12 protein-coding genes are annotated in these 17,563 nt (G+C 59.0%); all 12 read right to left on the reverse strand.

Features of this window, described 5'->3' with window-relative positions; all coding sequences use genetic code 11:
* Positions 1-97: 97 nt before the first annotated feature.
* The 12 genes from AC0L4F_RS22095 to gmd all read right to left on the reverse strand — a co-directional run bounded on the left by AC0L4F_RS22095 (position 98) and on the right by gmd (position 17,503).
* Positions 98-850: a carboxymuconolactone decarboxylase family protein gene (locus AC0L4F_RS22095; RefSeq protein WP_244691509.1), complete on the reverse strand. Its 753-nt coding sequence runs from the start codon at positions 848-850 to the stop codon at positions 98-100.
* Positions 778-3,342, reverse strand: coding sequence for a rhamnan synthesis F family protein (locus tag AC0L4F_RS22100; protein WP_280520728.1), 2,565 nt, complete (start codon positions 3,340-3,342; stop codon positions 778-780). Before AC0L4F_RS22100 ends, AC0L4F_RS22095 begins: the two co-directional genes overlap by 73 nt.
* A 251-nt stretch (positions 3,343-3,593) precedes the next feature.
* Entirely contained in the window at positions 3,594-4,607 is a 1,014-nt protein-coding gene (locus tag AC0L4F_RS22105; RefSeq protein WP_244691510.1) for an SDR family NAD(P)-dependent oxidoreductase, read from the reverse strand.
* A 17-nt stretch (positions 4,608-4,624) separates the two neighbouring features.
* Complete coding sequence (locus tag AC0L4F_RS22110; RefSeq protein ID WP_244691511.1) at positions 4,625-7,276, reverse strand: hypothetical protein; 2,652 nt, start codon at positions 7,274-7,276, stop codon at positions 4,625-4,627.
* A gap of 292 nt (positions 7,277-7,568) precedes the next feature.
* Entirely contained in the window at positions 7,569-9,149 is a 1,581-nt protein-coding gene (locus tag AC0L4F_RS22115) for a glycosyltransferase family A protein (protein ID WP_244691512.1), read from the reverse strand.
* 56 nt (positions 9,150-9,205) lie between these two features.
* On the reverse strand, positions 9,206-10,093 hold the full coding sequence (locus tag AC0L4F_RS22120; RefSeq protein ID WP_244691513.1) for a rhamnan synthesis F family protein: 888 nt from the start codon (positions 10,091-10,093) through the stop codon (positions 9,206-9,208).
* Between the two features lie 231 nt (positions 10,094-10,324).
* Positions 10,325-11,752 carry a mannose-1-phosphate guanylyltransferase/mannose-6-phosphate isomerase gene (locus AC0L4F_RS22125; protein WP_244691514.1) on the reverse strand — a complete coding sequence of 476 codons (1,428 nt, stop codon included), beginning with the start codon at positions 11,750-11,752 and terminating at the stop codon, positions 10,325-10,327.
* 14 nt (positions 11,753-11,766) lie between these two features.
* The gene (locus AC0L4F_RS22130; protein ID WP_244691515.1) at positions 11,767-12,648 is read right to left on the reverse strand and encodes a hypothetical protein; all 882 of its coding nucleotides are present in this window, start codon (positions 12,646-12,648) and stop codon (positions 11,767-11,769) included.
* Between the two features lie 39 nt (positions 12,649-12,687).
* Positions 12,688-13,722 (reverse strand): sulfotransferase family 2 domain-containing protein, encoded by a 1,035-nt coding sequence (locus AC0L4F_RS22135; RefSeq protein ID WP_244691516.1) that lies wholly within the window; start codon positions 13,720-13,722, stop codon positions 12,688-12,690.
* Between the two features lie 106 nt (positions 13,723-13,828).
* Complete coding sequence (locus AC0L4F_RS22140; RefSeq protein WP_244691517.1) at positions 13,829-15,496, reverse strand: glycosyltransferase; 1,668 nt, start codon at positions 15,494-15,496, stop codon at positions 13,829-13,831.
* A complete protein-coding gene (locus tag AC0L4F_RS22145) occupies positions 15,421-16,308 on the reverse strand; it encodes a hypothetical protein (protein ID WP_244691518.1) in 888 nt (295 codons plus the stop codon). The genes AC0L4F_RS22140 and AC0L4F_RS22145 overlap by 76 nt, the downstream gene beginning before the upstream one ends.
* 181 nt (positions 16,309-16,489) lie before the next feature.
* Positions 16,490-17,503 (reverse strand): GDP-mannose 4,6-dehydratase, encoded by a 1,014-nt coding sequence (gmd, locus tag AC0L4F_RS22150; RefSeq protein WP_244691519.1) that lies wholly within the window; start codon positions 17,501-17,503, stop codon positions 16,490-16,492.
* Positions 17,504-17,563: the final 60 nt, after the last annotated feature.

The raw sequence follows: 17,563 nt of genomic DNA on the forward strand, positions 1-17,563 counted from the left end.
TGGTTTCGTCCAGGGTGGGAGGATTGCCCACCGGCAGTTTCAAGGTCACAGGCAGCCCCGTGTTTGGCGCAGGGCTGCCTCCAGTTTCAGGATCGAATCACAGCGCTTTCAGCATATCGTCGAATTCGCCCAATACATGCTGCAAGGACGAGCGCGCCTGAACCTCGCGCATGATTTCGCGGGCGTAATGCCATTCGGGTCCGCCCATGCTGTCGCGGGCGTGCCGCAGTGCCTCGGCGATCTCCTCCGGGCTGGCGTCGTTGTCCATCAGGTAAGGATAATCTGCGCCGAGATAGAAGGACGCATCGCCTGCCGATTTCTGGATCATCATGTTGGCACCGCGATGGGCGGCGACAAAACCTTTCAGGAACGGTTTGGCACCGTCGATGCCCCTGCTCTGGCGAAACGCATAGTGAAAATTGTAATTCTCAAGCGCATTGATCCAGTCGTTGCTCGGTTTGCTGGTGTCTACCAGGTTGAAATCGACCAGTTCCTCGATGTCTTCATGCTGGATCGTGTTCACCAACTCGCCGAAATATCCGGCGCGGAAATCCTCCGTCGAAGCCTCTTCGCAGCGGGCAATCCGGGTGTCGACATGGTGGGTGACATGGCTGGCCGGAACGTTCGGGAAATACGACAGATAATCCCGGTAACCACAAAGCGACGAGGCCATCAGCATGTCGATTTCACCGATCAGTTCCTTCCTCGGCGGCTCGTCAACGAAATCCGCGATCAGGATGTTGTCGCGGCGCAGAGCGCGCAACTCATCCGGTGTGGTCATCTTGAGGAAGCCCTTGGCCAGAACCACCACATTGTTGTGGATCTCTGCCGGATCGCTGACATAACGCACTTCACGCGTGCCTTCGTAATGGTCTGCAACAATTCCCGAAAGCTGCTGACCACGCAGGATGGTCGACCCGGCGCGGCGAAATTTTCGTGATAGAGGAAAGTGATGTCACGCGCCCGGTTTTGCACCGCTGGCGTATTCAGAAGCGGGTTGACCTCATCCTCTGGCCGCACCCGGCCATCGCTGTGCGGAGCCTTGAAAAAGAAGATGTTTTCGCGCGAGGTTCCGAAATCTCTGGAAAGAAGGCCAGGACGCACCCCTGTTTTCCAAACGAGATAGGACAGAGAAATCTGGTCGCGGCTGGAAAATTCGCAAATATGATCCCACCATTTTTCCATGAAGTCACTTAAACCGGGCTCCATATGGCGGCGCCAGATGAACGAGGCCTCGAACATTCCGGCATTGCGCGGTAAACCCTGTTCGCCATAATGCTGAATCTGGGCGAGGATCTTTTCAGGGCCGTGTCGACGGTGGGCAATGATTGCGCAAACCTCGGTAAAGGTGTCGTCACGTAGAGGATGCTGCCACATCACGAAATCCCCACCGGCAAGGCAGAAATCGATCAACTCGCCGGTACGGCCCAAAAATACCGTGTTGGCATCGACAAACATCGAATATTCGTAATCCTGCAGGTACTTGTGCGGCAGAACCTTGAATATCTTGGCGTTCAGATTGTCGGTCGGCTGACCGGGGTCGACAATGACTTGGCGCCAGCCCTTGGCCTGACGCTGGCGGTCGGTGAAACAGATATAGTCGATGCCTTCGACCGGATTGGTAACCGGGTTCAGTTTGTCGATATCGCCGAACAAGGTTGTATAGATACAGATCTTGCCGCGCACTTCCGACCGCTTGGACCCTGATTGTCCTTCAAGATCATCCGCCTCGATGGTCTTGAAACCGTCCAGGGTCTTTGATTCACGATCCAGGTCCAGAAAGGAGGTTCCGTGCCGACAGGAATCGTCACCGCGCTTCGCTTCTTCCCAAAACTTGGTCCACAGTTCCTCGGCGCGGTCCCATTTGCCGCTCAAGGTATAACTCGTGGCCAGCGCTTCATTCAGCGCCCGGCTTGTGCCGAATTTGCTCAGAATTCGTTTGGCAAAGGACGGCATGATCGCGTAATCGCCGTTCTGCGCCGCGCGCTTCAGCACCGCGTAAAGAAGGCTTTCCTCAATGTAGTGGTTCTTGAAGAAACACTCTATGCTGCCCCGGTCTGCGTCCGGGTTCCCAGCAATAACCGGGATTTCGTCGGGCCGGAACTTTGCGCTTGGCGTGCGTCCCAGGCGACTGCCGATCATCCGATAGTGCTGCTCGGCCTCCATCCCGGAACAGACGACATCGGGATATGTGGTCTGATACCATTCTGCATCGAACAGAAAATGCCGATTTGAAAGGGCCTGCCATTCTTCTTCGGTTGGCTGAGCCGAGGAATCCTCGCGGTGGCCGGCATGAAGATAGTGGGCCAAAGAACAAATGGTTTCGCGGACCACGTCGCGGCGGCGCAACTGGTAATAGGTTGTGCTGAACTTTGGGCTGGGGTCGAGTTCGAAGAGATCACCGTAAAGCACGAAATGATAGACATCGTCCATTCCCGGCACCATATAGCGGCCGGCCGATTTGCGGTAATACTCGCGGTCGAAGAAGTCCGAATTGACAATCGAACGGCACCAGTGCTCTGCCTCCACATGACGGCGTATCAAATCCGCACTGCCGAGTTCCAGAATACGCCAGTGGTTGGCGGGGCCATGTTCGCGCAGGGGAAGCACCAGGAAATCGTCGGACTTGTATCCCTGTCTTTCGGTCAGATAGGTATTGGCCGCCATAGATTTGCTCAAGGCGCCGAAGACCCGTTCCAGCGTATGTGCCAGCGCGCCATCGCCGCCGGTGCTCATTTCTTCGCCGCGTGTTTCTTCGAGGAATTGCGGTGACAGCTCGGCAATGTCCTTCAGCATGCGCCCGGCAATCCAGAACATCGTCCCGGTAAAGAAGGGCCAGTCAGTCAACTTGATTTCCAGAGTCTCCAGCAGTGAAGCCATCCGATCCCGGTTGCCATACATCAGCGCATTGGCCGAGCGCAGTTGGAACGCCGTTCCCACCATGCCGGCATCCGGGTCGTCGCGAAAGACTTCGGTGATCTGTTCGACAAGGGCGGTGCTGCCGCACAGCCCGTCCAGCATGATCTTGCCCTGATCTGCGCGCAGTTTCGATTTCTGGTTCTTGGTATGCAGTTTCAGAACTGCGTCGTAGCGATACAATTCCTTTTCGCGACAGATCTGGAGAAACGGCAGAACGTCCATCCCCAGATTGGGCGTGACAACAACTTCGGCATTCTCAAGATCCCGCGCCGCCCATTCCGAGATCAACCCATGGATTTCTTCCCGGCAGGTGATGAAATAATCTGCACCCTCGGGGATATTCGCGAGATACCCTGCAATATAGTCCCACATGTCTTCGTAATAGACATGAATACAGACTGCGATTTTATTGCGCCTTGCCATTTTTTCAGTCCTGTCATTCTACTGGCCGGAACGAGGCCAACATTGCCCTCGACCGGTATTCAAATCAATTGCGCGACACCGCCAAGGACGGCTTGATGGAATATTCGTCGCGCTTACCCTTGTCTGGGCCGCGACGGGGAATCCATGTATCGTGCCGCGACACAAAATTATGCTCAAAAACCTGGCATTCCTGAATATTTCGGACACGCCAAACGTGGTCCCGAACCAATCGGAAGGCCAAGTCACATGGATCATACCGCGTAATAACTCCGGTACCAGTCCACGAAATGCCGGACGCCTTCGGTCACCGGCGTCGTTGGCACATGCCCGGTCAATTGTTTCAAAAGGGTTGTATCCGCCCAAGTGGCGGGCACGTCACCGGGCTGCATCGCCATCAGATTGCGCTTGGCTGGTTTTCCGATGGCAGTTTCGATCGCGGTGATGAAATCGGTGAGCTGCACTGGGCTGGAATTGCCGATATTTACCACCCGGAATGGAGCCACCGGCGACAGGTTGTCCCCCATCGCTACGGAATCTTCCGGGCTGGGGCGCACCGGTACGGTTTCGGCCAGTGCCATGATCGCGGCGACCAGGTCGTCAATATAGGTAAAGTCGCGCCGCATGTCGCCATGATTGTAGACGTCGATCGCTTCGCCCTGCAGGATGGCCCGGGTGAATTTGAACAGCGCCATGTCGGGCCGTCCCCAGGGACCATAGACCGTGAAGAATCGGAACATCGTCACAGGCAGATCATAGAGATGGGCATAGCTGTGCGCCATCGCCTCGGTGGCCTTCTTGGTGGCCGCATAGAACGACATCTGATGGTCGGCGCGCATCGTTTCGACATAGGGCATTTCGGTATTGGCCCCATATGCCGAAGAGGTCGAGGCCAGTAGCATATGGCGCGGCGGGTGCGCGCGCGCCGCCTCCAGCAATTCGAATGTCCCGGTGATATTGCTGTCAAGATAGGCCCGGGGATTGTCGATCGAATATCGCACCCCGGCCTGAGCTGCGAGATGGATGACCAGATCGAAGCCCTCTTCGGCAAAAAGCCCCATGAGCAGTTCCGGTGTCTCGACCGCGTCTTCGACAAAGCGAAAGGCGTCGTTCTCAAGCAGATCGCTCAGACGGGCCTGTTTGAGGGTGACGTCGTAATAGTCGGTCATCGCATCAAGCCCGACCACCCGCCAGCCTTGTTCCAGAAGGCGGCGTGAGCATTGGGCGCCAATAAAACCGGCGGCCCCGGTCACAAGAGCGGTTCGCATTGTGTCTCTCCTCATGGTCATGAGCGGTGCCCGCGCAGCCAGTCAACGACGGCGCGGGCGGGTTTCGTCATGCGCCAGGTGGTGCTGTTGCGCAGATCTTCGATTTCGGCGGCCAGAGAGGCGATCGTCTGGTCCTGTTCGCTGCGCAGCTTCTCTTGTGCGGCGCGGTTGGCTGTGGCCTCTTGGGTGAGTTTTGCCTGCGCCGCAACGCCGGCCTCTTGTGCATGGCGCGCCGCGTCCCGGTCCTTGGTAAGCTGGGCAATCTTGGCCGCGTCGGCCTCTTGCGCCTGTTCGCCCTCGATCACCAGTTTGGCCAATTGCGCCAACTCGCGTTCGCGATCTTTGGCTTCCCGTTCCAGCCGGTCGCGCCGGGTGACAGTGGTCGCAAGATCGGCGGTCAGGGTCTCGATCCGGGCGGTTGTTTCACGCTTCAGGGTGTCGCGCGCGGTTGTCGCCGCCTCCAACGCGCGTTCGCGATCCCCGGCTTCCCGTTCCAGCCGGTCGCGCTGGGTGACGGTGGCCGCAAGATCGGCGGTCAGGGTCTCGATCCGGGCGGTTGTTTCACGCTTCAGGGTGTCGTGCGCGGTTGTCGCTGCCTCCAACGCGCGTTCGCGATCTTTGGCTTCCCGTTCCAGCCGGTCGCGCTGGGTGGCGGTGGCCGCAAGATCGGCGGTCAGGGTCTCGATCCGGGCGGCTGTTTCACGCTTCAGGGTGTCGTGTGCACGTTCCAAGGTGTCGCGCGCGGTTGTCGCCGCTTCCAGCTTGCGCTCCAACTCCGACACTTCGGCCTTCTGGTTGGCAAACTGGGCGCGTGTTGCCTCGACCTCGGTTGCCAGACGTTCCCGGGCCTCGCTATGCTCAAAGATGATCCGTGCCATATTTCCCAGCTCTTGGCGCGAGATCAGCTCGGATTCCTCCAAATCAGCAAGCCGTTGTGCAAGCGCGCTGCGTGCGCGCTCTGCCTCGGTCATTCCGGCCTCATATTCTGCGGCTCGGATTTCGGCGGCGTTCCGCGCGGCTTCTGCGGTTTCGGCCCGCTCCAGCGCCTGATCCGCCTCGAGGCGGCGCTGTGCAAGGGCGCTGCGGCCCTGAGCGACCTCGTTCTGGGCGGCCTCCAGGGCGGCCTTTTGTTGCGCATTTTGCGCAGCTTTCTCATTCAGTTCTGAGCGGATGTCTTCTATGGAGCTGTCCAAAATCTGTTCCCGTTGACGTGCTGCGTCCAGTTCCGCCACCAGTGTTTCGCGGATCTTTTCCGCCTCGGCCTTTTGCGCGCTTTGTTCCGAGATGGTATTATCGCGCTCTTTGATCCGGTCTTCCAGCACGGCGGCCCGGCGGCGTTCAGCGTCCAGCGCCGCCTTTTCTGTGGCCAGTTCTGCGGCGCGCGCCATGGCCTTTTTTTCGGTCTCTGCTTCCAGTTCCTGCAACAGCTGACGCGTCGTGTCCAACTCTGCCGTCAGTGTTTCCTGGGCCCAGTTCGCCTCGGCCCCATGCGCCTCCATTTCTGCAAGGCGGGTGTCGCGTTCCTTGATCCGATCGCTCAGCACGGCGGCCCGGCGGCGTTCAGCGTCCAGCGCCGCCTTTTCCGTGGCCTGTTCTGCGGCGTGTGCCTTGGCCTTTTCTGCGGTCTCTGTTTCCAGTTTTTGCAACAGCTGACGCGTCGTGTCCAACTCTGCCGTCAGTGTTTCCTGGGTCCAGTTCGCCTCGGCCCCACGCGCCTCCATTTCTGCAAGGCGGGTGTCGCGTTCCTTGATCCGATCTCTCAGCACGGCGACCCGGTGGCGTTCAGCGTCCAGCGCCGCCTGCACCTCCTGGCGGGCCTTGCTCAGATTGGCATGTTCCTTGGCCTGCGCCTCTAGCTGTGACATCCGCAGACGGGCGGTATTCAGATCGGTCTCCAACTTGGGCAATTGGGCCGAGATGGCCTGCATCAAGGGGCCAAAAACCGGAGTGGCAGCGTCAAACTCGTTCCGGATGCGATCCAGTACTTTATGATCCGCACGGGTTTCTTTCGTCCGCGTCCACCGTTCGAAGATCTCATAGCTTTCGCGAATCCAGGTGGAAAGTGTCGGGTTTTCCGTGATCTTTTCCGGCAGTTCCTTGTGGTGGCGAAGTGTGCCCGACAGGAAGTTTTCGATCTCTTGTGCCGCCCGGTCATCAAACCGTGGCCAGACAAGCCCCAGCGTATCCCCGGCACCATTTGCCACGCCCACCCAGTTCTCCAGCAGCGCGCCATAACTGGTCACATGGCGCGTCATGCCCCGGCTGGCCCGTTCGGCATCAAGCACATGGCGCAGCCACAACAACATGGCCTCGGCCGGTGGGATGCCATCGCGCGCCTCAAGGGATTTGGCGACTTCCAGCGGGTTGCGATGCGTCAGGATTGGCCGGATCTCGAAGCCGGATTGTTCTATTACGTCTTGCCAGAACGGCATCAATCGGCACATCCGCGGCTCTTTCAGCATCACCAGCGCGGCATTGCCGAATTCTGTCTCAAGCAGCGTTTTTGCCTCGTGAGCAAAAGCCTGGCTTTCCGGCGAAGCAAACCAATTGGCATTCATCGGACGCCAATCGCGCCAGTTTGATTGTGACGCTGCCAGAAGGCGATCATTGAAGCGGCGCACGGCCTGGCTCTCGAAATAGCCGCCGGGATTGTCTTTATGCGGTGTCATCACCTGCTTCGGCAGGTTGCATCCCAAATGGTGCAGCACCCCCCCAAGCGCAGAGGTCCCCGACCGATGCATGCCTAAAACAAGGACCATGTATCGGGTCGGGCGGGCCGTTATTGCCTTGTCTGATTTTTTCTTATTCATGATAAAATCTCTCAACGAAAATCGGTCTGCTCAGCCTTCCGGGCGTAACTCGTTTTCAGGCTGCGCCCGATTTGGCACATCCTGGGGATCGGGGGAACCCTGCAACACCTTCGCCACCCCGAATATTTCCGGCATGGTTTGGATCGGCCTGTCAAATGGGCATTCGACTGCACAATTGATCTGCTGCAGCACAGGCCGCAGGGCCCCTGACAGCTGAATTCTGAGGGGGCGGCGGGAATTGCGCTGCGGTGCCGGGGGCGGTTTGGCCGGGTGGCTGATCTTGCAATGCCTGCCACCACCGCACCATTGCCCGTGTGACCTCTGGTGTGGTGTGGCGCCGCACCATGACCCGGCAATCGGGTCCGCCGTCCGGGGCAGGGCAAAAGGCAAGCGGCGTTTGTGCCGCGATGGCGGCCGTGACAAAACGGTCGAGATCCCCAAGGATCGCAAGCGCAGGATCGACCCAGACGCTCCATTCATAATCCGGGAAATAAAGATGTGGCAGCACCTGTGCCCGCAGCGCGCCCGCATCACCCGGTTGGTCAAAGGGAATGCCCTCCCAGGCGCATTCCGCAGACAGGGGGGTCGTGCAAAAGGCAAAAAGGTCGAAATTTTCGAGTGCGCCCTGCGGCTGTGCCAATCGGGTCTGACCGTCGGGACAGGTTGTATAAAGTACGTAGGGTTTGCGGTAGTTTCGCTGCCAGCGGGCATAGTAGGCGCAATCGGGGCCAAGCGCATTTTTCAGATAGCTGCCATCCGGGTCGGGAAGGTAGTCGATCTCGCCCCGATCATGCCCCGAGGCCAGCCCCGGGCGCCCGAAACCGCCTTTGATCCCCAGGCTGAGCCCCGGATGGCCATCAATCAACCGCTTGCTGCCCTCAAAGCTTTGCCACCAGTGGCGATCAACCAGCCCGCGTTCGCGGATATGGGGAAATCCTGACCGGCAGACCGCCTCGAGATGGGCCCAGGCATGGCCGCGCCGAAAGGCCGACTGGGCAAAGGCGGTATGCTTTGGCTGGTGCCCGTGTTTCCAGGCGCTGCCGCGCAGGTGATAATAGCGGATGTCCTGCAGACCGACGAGTTGGTAATTGTCGAGAAACGGCAGCAGATATTCGCTGTAAAGTGGCGCATACCAATCGTCATCCTCGAAGATAAGCACCTTGTCCGCCTCGATATGCGGCAATCCGGCAAGCAGGTTGCTCGACAGGGTATGGGGGGGATCTTCGGGGTGCGGCGCGCGGCGCACATAGGTTGCCTGCTCTGGCAGGGGCATCTGATCCGTCAGGGGCACCCGGCCATCATCGACAATAACCCATTGCCGTGGTTGCAGGCTCTGGTCTGCAACCATTTGGGCGCAGCGGGCAAAGGCCGCCGCCCGATCCCCGGTCGGGGTGAGGATGGCGTAATCGGCTGATCTGGTCATTGGTTTGGCGGCCAACCGCCCATAGCCCAATCCGTGGTTCGAACGATGGTGCGTCTTCGCAGCGCTCTTTGGCCCCTCTTTTGCAAGCATGGCATCCAGCCGGGCCGAAATCCGGCGGTGGTGCAGCGCCTCGAGCACCTCCATGATTGGTCGCGCAGTGCGCGGCGCGGCGGCGGGAAAGCCATGTTCGGTCAGGATCTCGCTCTGCGTCTCGGCCGCTGAGGCAAGCGCGATCCTGCCCCCCATCTGATGTGCCAAAAGGCCGAACAACCGCTCTACCGCATGGGCAAGACGGCCGTCCCGCGCCACAGGCCCCTCCGCGGTTTCAGGCTCACGTCGGAAATCTGCAGGCCCGACACAGGACATCACCCGCTCGGCGAGATTGCTGCGCAGCCAGAAACAGGTGCCGGCGAAAATCCCCAATCCTGCCCGATCGGAGCGGCCTCGTCAGCTGCCCCGCCCGAGCTTTCGCGGGATGTTGCGCCTGTGGTCTCACCCGGAAGATTGTTTCCGGTCAACTCTTTGAGCGCTGCACGATTGTCCATGAGATGCGACGGTCCGTGCAGAAAAAGCTCTCGTGCGCCCCCGAGAAGAATCTCGGGATCTTCCCTGAACAGCCGCACGAAATCCGTCACCCGGTCGGCATCGCCGACAGTCCCCATCAAAAGCGCATCCCGCCACAGCATCGGAAGCTTGTTTCCGCCCTTCGAGTGGAGTTTGCAGAAAAAGCGGTATTGTGACGGGTCAATCTGCTCGAGCACCTGTAGAAAGGCACCCACGTCCTGCCCGACATTGTCGACCGCCATCGGGATCGCACCGGGAAAACTGTCACGGATCAGGGCCTCGGAGTGGTGCTGGGAGTTCCGCGGATAGCTCACATATTGATCGACACCGTCGGGAAAACACGCCAGCGCGCGGCGCAGATCCGCAAAACTGTCGCGGTGATAGGCATGGGCGATCACCGCGTAATCGGTCCCCGTGCCTGATCCTGTCTCAGGTTCGGTCTTTGCTTCTGCATCCAGGTGATGCAGCAGCGGGTTGAGGGTTTGGGATGCGATTTCCGGATGCGCCTCAAGATAGGCACGGGTCGAGAAGTCCGGCCCCGGATCACGGCCAAGCCGGGCACCGATGCGCAGGAAATGTTCGGCCGGGTCCAGTCCGCAAATCGCAACGTCGGGGAAACGCTCGAGATACCAGTCCCGATTGAACAGTTTGCTCTCGGCGATCCGTCTGGCGTCGTCACTGGCGTGCAATGTCTTCCCCGTTGGTCTTGCCCTTATTGGACCCGCAGTTGGGCCGGAAAGGCGATTGCGGTGTTAAGTGCCGCACTTTCACCGTTCGCGAAACCCCGTGCCGGGGACCGCGGCGATTTCCGCCCGGTCTGTGGCAAATTCGCAAACCAGATCACTCGCGGATACGCGCCTTGGTTCACCTGATCGCGGGCCCATTTGTGACATGGCACCGACAGCGGCGGCGGGTGATCTCTAACCTTTGGCACCCTGACCGCGTGAATAGATATCTTCGTAGCGGATGATATCGTCTTCTTCGAGATAACTGCCGGTTTGCACTTCGATCAGCACCATCGGCACCTTGCCGGGGTTTTCCATGCGGTGCACGGCACCCAGCGGGATATAGACGGATTGGTTTTCGCTGAGCAGTTTGACCTCGTCGTCGACCGTGACTTTGGCGGTGCCGGCCACCACAATCCAGTGTTCGGACCGGTGGTGATGGCTTTGCAGGCTGAGCGAGGCGCCGGGATGCACATGGATGCGCTTCACCTGAAAACGATCGGCCAGAACCAGGGTTTCAAACCAGCCCCAGGGGCGGTGATCGACCGGGAAATGCTGGGCCTGTTTTGCGCCGCGCGCCTTGAGCACGTTGACCGCTTTCTTGACATGCTGGCTGTCGGACATATTGGCGATCATGACCGCGTCGCGCATGGCGACGGCGACCGTGTCTTTCAATCCGATGGCGACCAGTTCGATCTCGTCGGTTTCCGACCGCAGCAGGGTGTTTTCGCAGTCAAACCCGGTGGTGTGCTCAGAGAAGGCGTTGCCGTTTTCGTCCTGTTCGGATTCCTGCCAGACAGATTCCCAGCTGCCCAGATCGGACCATTGCCCGTCAAAGCGCACGACGCTGACGTTATCGGCCTTTTCCATCACCGCGTAGTCGATGGAATCCTCGGGGACCTTGGCCCAAAGATCGGCGTCAATGCGGGTAAATCCAAGATCTTTGGTGCCCGCGTCCAACGCGAGCTGAACCGCGTCCAGAATGGCCGGGGCATGGGTGCGGAAGGCGGCAATCAATGTGTCGGCACGGGCCAGAAACACACCGGCATTCCACAGGTTCTTGGCATCAGCAAACAACGCTTCGGCGCGGGTTTCGTCCGGTTTTTCGATAAACCGGGTCAGGTGGTGCACGCCGGGATGGGTTTCCTCCCCGGCTTCGAGCCAGCCATAGCCGGTTTCGGCGCGGCTCGGGGCGATGCCAAAGGTGATGATCTGGCCTTCTTCTGCGGCGACGCGGGCGCTGTTGACCGCATCGCGGAACGCTTGTGGATCTGCCACGGCGTGATCGGAAGGCACCAGCAACAGCATCGCCTCTGGGTCGCGTCGTGCGATCAAAAGCGCGGCGGCCACGGCGGCGGGGGCGGTATTGCGCCCTTCGGGTTCGATCATGATGTCGGTCGCCTTCATTGCGACCTCATCAAGTTGTTCGGTCACGATAAAGCGGAAATCATTGCCCGTCACCAGAACCGGATCGGCAAAACCGGTCCCGGTAAAGCGCTGCGCCGATGCCTGAAACAGGCTTTGTTCCCCCACCAGATCCGCGAATTGTTTCGGGAAGCTTTTGCGCGACAGGGGCCAAAGCCGAGTTCCCGATCCGCCACAAAGAAGAATAGGGGTGATCATATCGGTACTGCCTTTCATGCAATCACAGGAGAGAGAAGCGCTTCGCATACATCGTAGAGGTAATTGTCCCACGCGGTATATGTGTCGAAGATGGCGCGCTCATTCTTGTCGAGTTTGGCCACAGCAGCTTTGTAATCCTTGGAAACATCCGGTGCTTGGCTCATCGAGCCTGGCGCGAGGTCCAGGTCTTTTTTGGCCAGCCGGTCCAACAGTGCAGCAGAATTTTCGGCAAAGCCGAAGATCATGTCGGGGGCCAGTGCCGTGTGCAGCGCGCATGTCAGCACCTCTTGTTCCTGACCGAGGCTGTCAAGGGTCCGTTGTCCGGCCAGGCGACGGATCTGGCCATTGTCCAGTTCCAGTCGGTGCGCTTCGGATTCAAGGCTGTACTTCAGATAGGTGCCAAAGCTGGTCTTGTTGTCATTCTCTGATCTGCATGCCTGTTGATAGAGCCGATAGAGCCGGTCGCCGGGGCGGCGGATCGTACAGAGTCGCAGATAGGGCACCCCCAAGGAAGGCCCGACATCCCCCGCCAGATCGCCATAGACATAGCGCAGCTTCAGCCGCTCGGGGCGGGGTTTGGCACATAGCGCGGCAAAGCTTTCATCATCGACGACGGTGGCGGGTTGCAGATCGGTGGCGGTGGCCAGCACCTCGAACAGACCCGGATCGACGGCTTCCGGGATGCAGATATGCACCAGGACGGGCTTCAGTCGCGCATTGAAATCCGAGCGGATCTTGTCGAACTTGCGATAGAATTCTTCGGAGTTCAGCAAGGTCTGCCGCAGCGTTGCCAGCTTGTCATGCCGGTTGCTTGCATTGGTGATTTCATCCGGGGACGGGATCCGTTCCAGAATTACCCGGTAGGCGCTTTCAACTTCGGCCGGGGTCAGAGCCATTTTGCACTCACACCTTCGTCCAGAGCGACATATGACGGATCATGCAAAAAGCTCGCGGGCACGGTCGTAGAACTTGCGATCATACTGGATCAGCTCTTCCATGCTGTCACGGGTTTCTTGGCTGGGTTTCTGCTTGTCGATCTTGCGCATGTTCGGGTCGGATTTCATGAGATCGTCCAGCACCTGATGCTTGCGCAATTCCACCGGGCGCTTACATCCAAGCGTATCGGCCAGGCGGTCCACATCCGCATTATAACGATCCATGAAGCCCACAAAAGTGAATTTCTCCAGGTTGCGCAAGGCCTGTTCCATCATTTCATCCATCGAGGCGTCGGGCAATCTGTTGCCCTTCATCGAGGGTGCAATCTGGGGCATGTCCGAGAAGTAGCGCACAATCGCATTGTTGACGCCGGGGTGTTTGCGGATGTTGGGGTGCGCAAAATAGGCATCGATGTCATATTCATTGGCCCAGCGCGGCAGCGTCAAATTATGACGCTCGATGATATCGGGGGCATGGGCGCGGTGGAAATGATACAGGGAAACCAGGCGATCGGCGGGATCGCGCAGGAACGAGATCATGCGTTTCGGGCCCGGTATCAGCGTGGTGGCGTAGAAGTCGTAATGCCCCGAAAACACCAGGCTCGAGGCCAGATTGCCCGCCGTATAGCTGTAAAGACCATTGTGGCGTTCGGCATGCATGTTGTCCGGTCCGAACCATTGGCCCAGCATGTGGTGCAGCGTGGTGCCACCACATTTCGGAATATGCAGGAATACCACCCGATCCGCATTGCAGGGTTGCAGGTTCTGCGCAAGCTTTTGCAACGAGGGTTGGGCGGATGCGGATATCTGTTGCGCGCGGTTTTTGCCCGAGAACGGCGCATAGCGCTGTGCAAATTCCGAGGATTTCAGAAACACCCTGCGCACGCTGTCGAGCGAGTTATGCGCGGCCTGCATGCGTTCCACCTCACTGTCCGAAGGGATGCGATCAAGGAACATTTTATAGCAGAGCCGGATATCATGTTTCGTCAGGTTTTCGGCGGCAGGCGTTTCCTGAGGTGTTTCCGGGGTGGTCATCGGCGTTTCCTTCAATCGATGGCTCTGGGCGCAAGGGGGCGGTCAGTTATGCCATCTGGCCTTTTGGTTCTGTTGGGCGGGTTGGTGCCGCGCGGAGTGCTCAGTCTTACAACCCGGAAAGGATCTCGCGCAAGCGGCTGCCGTAGCGTTGTGCAATTGCTTTCGCCGAAAAGTTTTCATGAATGAAGTTTCGGGCGGCTTCGGCCTTGGCGATGCGGGCCTGAGGGTCGTCATAGGCCGCACGCAATTGTTGTGCGGCATGCTCAACACTCGGCTCGGCCCATTTCGCGCCCTTGCGCACAAAGATGTATTCGCCGTGGCGCAGCTGGCTTTCTTCGTAATCCACCAACCAGGAGGTTTCTTCAGAGCAGAAATCCATATTGCCCGAATAGGCGGTGCAGATCACCGGAACGCCCAGGTTCATCGCCTCGATCATACCAAAGCCCCAGCCTTCGGACTTGTGCAGCGAGATGTAGCAATCCGAGCCGCATTTCAGCTGCAACAGGTTATGATAGCTGAGCGTTTCGTTCATCACCACGATGCGCGGATCGGCCGACATCATGGCATCGACGCGGTCCCAGAGTTGCACCTGAACCGGGTCGAAAACGCTGTCGCGGTTCTGGGTTTTGACCACCAGACGCGCCTCGGGCACGCCCTCAAAGGCCTTCTGGAACGCCTTGAGCACCGAAACCGGGTTCTTGCGCTGCACGAAGGAGAAGCTGTCAAAGGCCACCAGACAGACATAATGGCTGTCGTCGAACTGGAAGCGGCGGTTGACGAAGGCGCGGCTGTCTGCGCGGTTGATGTCGTCGTTGGCCTCGTAGCACATGCCGACATTGACCACCGGCTTGGGGCTGCCATCGGGGTGTTTCGCATCCGGTTTGTAGATATCGACGCCGTATTCGGTCGAGACCCAGATCTCGTCCAGCAGTTCCATGCCGAGGTAATGGCAATAGGCGGGCTGATCGAGTTCCCAGTAGAAATAGCCGATGTTGTAGGCGCCCGAGAAGACATCCGGCTGATAGGCATAGGCCAGCGGGGTGCTTTCGGCGTTCAGGTGGATGATGTTGACCTTGGCGGGGCCGTAATCCTCGATCATCGTGTCAGAGCTGAAGCCTTCGGGGGCCGGGTTGTCGAGGTCGAAATCGACACCGCGGATCGACAGGCCGGTTTCGCGCAGGATGGCGGCAGAAAGCCGGGTCGCCTGACCCAGGCCCGAGGCCTTGGCCAGCGGGCCGATTAATTGCACGTCCACCTTGGGGCGGCTGGGGTCGGGGATCGGCATGGCGGCGGCTTCGAACCGGTTGCCGTCAGGATCGCGGGTCATGAAGCTGTAGCTGTCGAGATCGAAATCACGCTTGCGCAGCAGCGCGCTATAGCGTGTGCGGCTCATGCGGATCGGGGACCGGGCAGGCTCGGCCTCGGTTTCGGTGCCATCCTCCGCATCGCTTGCATCTTTGGCGATCAGCGGATCTAAATCCTGAAGGTCGTTCAGGAACCGTTCAAATTCGGATACGCCGGTGTCATCGGCATCCAGCAGTTTGTTGATCGACGCATGCGGGATATAGCGCAGCAGATCCGGGCGTTTGATCGCCGCCAACAGCATTGCCAGCACCAGCATTTTGCGGCCTTCGGCGGTGCCGGGACGCAGAAAATGGAGCCGCGGGCTGTCGTTGAAATAGCGCTCGGTGAAATAGCTCAGCGGATAGGCATCAAGCGGCGCGAGGGATGCACGCCGCGCAGCAGATCGGCAAAGCGGTTGGGCACCAGGCAATCTTCGAAATACATATGCGGGCTGTCTTGGTGGGCCCACCAGAACAATACCTGCAAATAGCTGTCGCGGTCATTGAGATTGAGATGACCCATCATGTCGGGCCGCCCGGTAATGCGCCACCACATGATCCGGCTCATGGTAAAGGTCTGACCCGCCATCACCACAGGTTCGTTCAGATAGTCGAGGATTTCGGCGCTCAGCGGCACGCGGCGCTTTTCCTGGGCGCGATAGGCCGTCAGATACCAATAGAGATAGCGGTCCTTGCTCTCGAGCTCGGGCTCCACCTCATAGCTTTCGTCCATCCGGTAGCGGTAGCGGACATAGTCGAGATAGGCGGGATGGCCGCTTTTCGGGATGTCGGGAATGATTTTATCGGTCGAGAACATCATCGGGTGACGTTCAAAGGCCGGTTTTTCGATCATTGGCAGCGGCCCGTCGGGGACGGGGGTGTCTTCGAGCATCTCCTGGAGCAACTCGAATTCGTCTTTCATGGCCACGCGGGTCGCGGCCATGTCGTTCTGGACGATCTTGGGCTCGTTGTGATCAATGTTCAGCACCATTGTGCCGATCTCATGGATCTCGCTGCCGTGGGTCCGCACCGAGATCTTGCCCTCGGCCGCCTTGATCCGTTCGAAGGCGGTTTCGGACAGGTTGAAGTTGAACCCGCATTCGACTTCGCCGCCGGTGGCGCTGCGCACGTCTTCGCGCACAGCATTTGCATAGCCGATTTCGACAATGTCATTGCCGGCATAAAGCGCGACCTGCACCCGGCCTTTGCCGGTGCGCCGGTCGACAACCCAACCCCGCAGCAACCCTTCGGAGGTCAGCTCATCCAGATACCCGCGAAAGGGCCCCTGTTTCTGTCGGCGTTGCAGCGCACGTGATGCTTTTTGGCAGGCACCAAGACACGGTCCAGAACTGCGCCAAAAGGCGTTTTTTCTGCATTGCTCACAGTCAGGAATCCTTTTTTGAACGCGGCTTAGAACGCGCGGTTCAGCCGAGCGCGTCGTAATCAGATTTGGCCATCATCTCAGCGAGTTGATGAACGTTGACCTGTGGCACCCAGCCCAGCTTTTCGCGGGCCTTGGAGGGATCACCGATCAGCAGCTCAACCTCGGCCGGGCGATAGAATTTCGGGTTCACCTTCATCACCAGCTTGCCGGTTTTGGCATCTGTTGCGGTTTCGGCCTCACCTTCGCCGCTCCACTGGATGTCCATCCCCAGCGCCGCGCCCGCCGCAGTAAAGAAGTCGCGGATGGTGGTGGTTTCGCCGGTGGCCAGCACGTAATCGTCGGCCACATCCTGTTGCAACATGCGCCACATGCCTTCGACGTAATCGCCGGCAAAGCCCCAGTCGCGTTTGGCGTCCATATTGCCAAGTTCAACCGGCTTGTCGCCACCACGCGCCAGCGCGGCCAGACCAAGGGTGATCTTGCGGGTCACGAATTCCTTGCCGCGCAGCGGGCTTTCGTGGTTGAACAGAATGCCGCTGGAGGCATGCATGCCAAAGCTTTCGCGGTAGTTCATGGTGATGTAATGGCCATAAACCTTGGCCACACCGTAGGGCGAGCGCGGATAAAGCCGGGTGGTTTCGGATTGCGGCACTTCCTGCACCAATCCGAACATCTCCGAGGTCGAGGCCTGATAGAAGCGTGTTTCGGGGCGCAGGGTGCGCAGGGTGTCGAGGATCTTGACCACGGCCATCCCGTCGACATCCGCCGTATAAACCGGCAATTCCCAGGACGCGCCAACAAAGCTTTGCGCCGCGAGGTTATAGAATTCGTCCATCTCGATGTCGCGAATGACGCGGAAGACGTTGTTCTGTTCGGTCAGGTCGAACTCGTGCAGATGCACCTTGTCCGCGATGCCCAGGATGTCCAGTCGGGTGGTTTCAGGCTGCGAAATGCGCCGAACCCCGCCGTGCACTTCATAGCCTTTTTCAACAAGGAGCTGAGCCAAATAGGCGCCGTCCTGGCCAGTGATTCCGGTGACGAAAGCTTTTTTCATCAAATCCTCGAACAATTGATTTTTTGGAGTACCTAGTATGGGGCTTGCCGAAAGGCAATG

The organism is Marinovum sp. J2-8 (assembly GCF_055808435.1).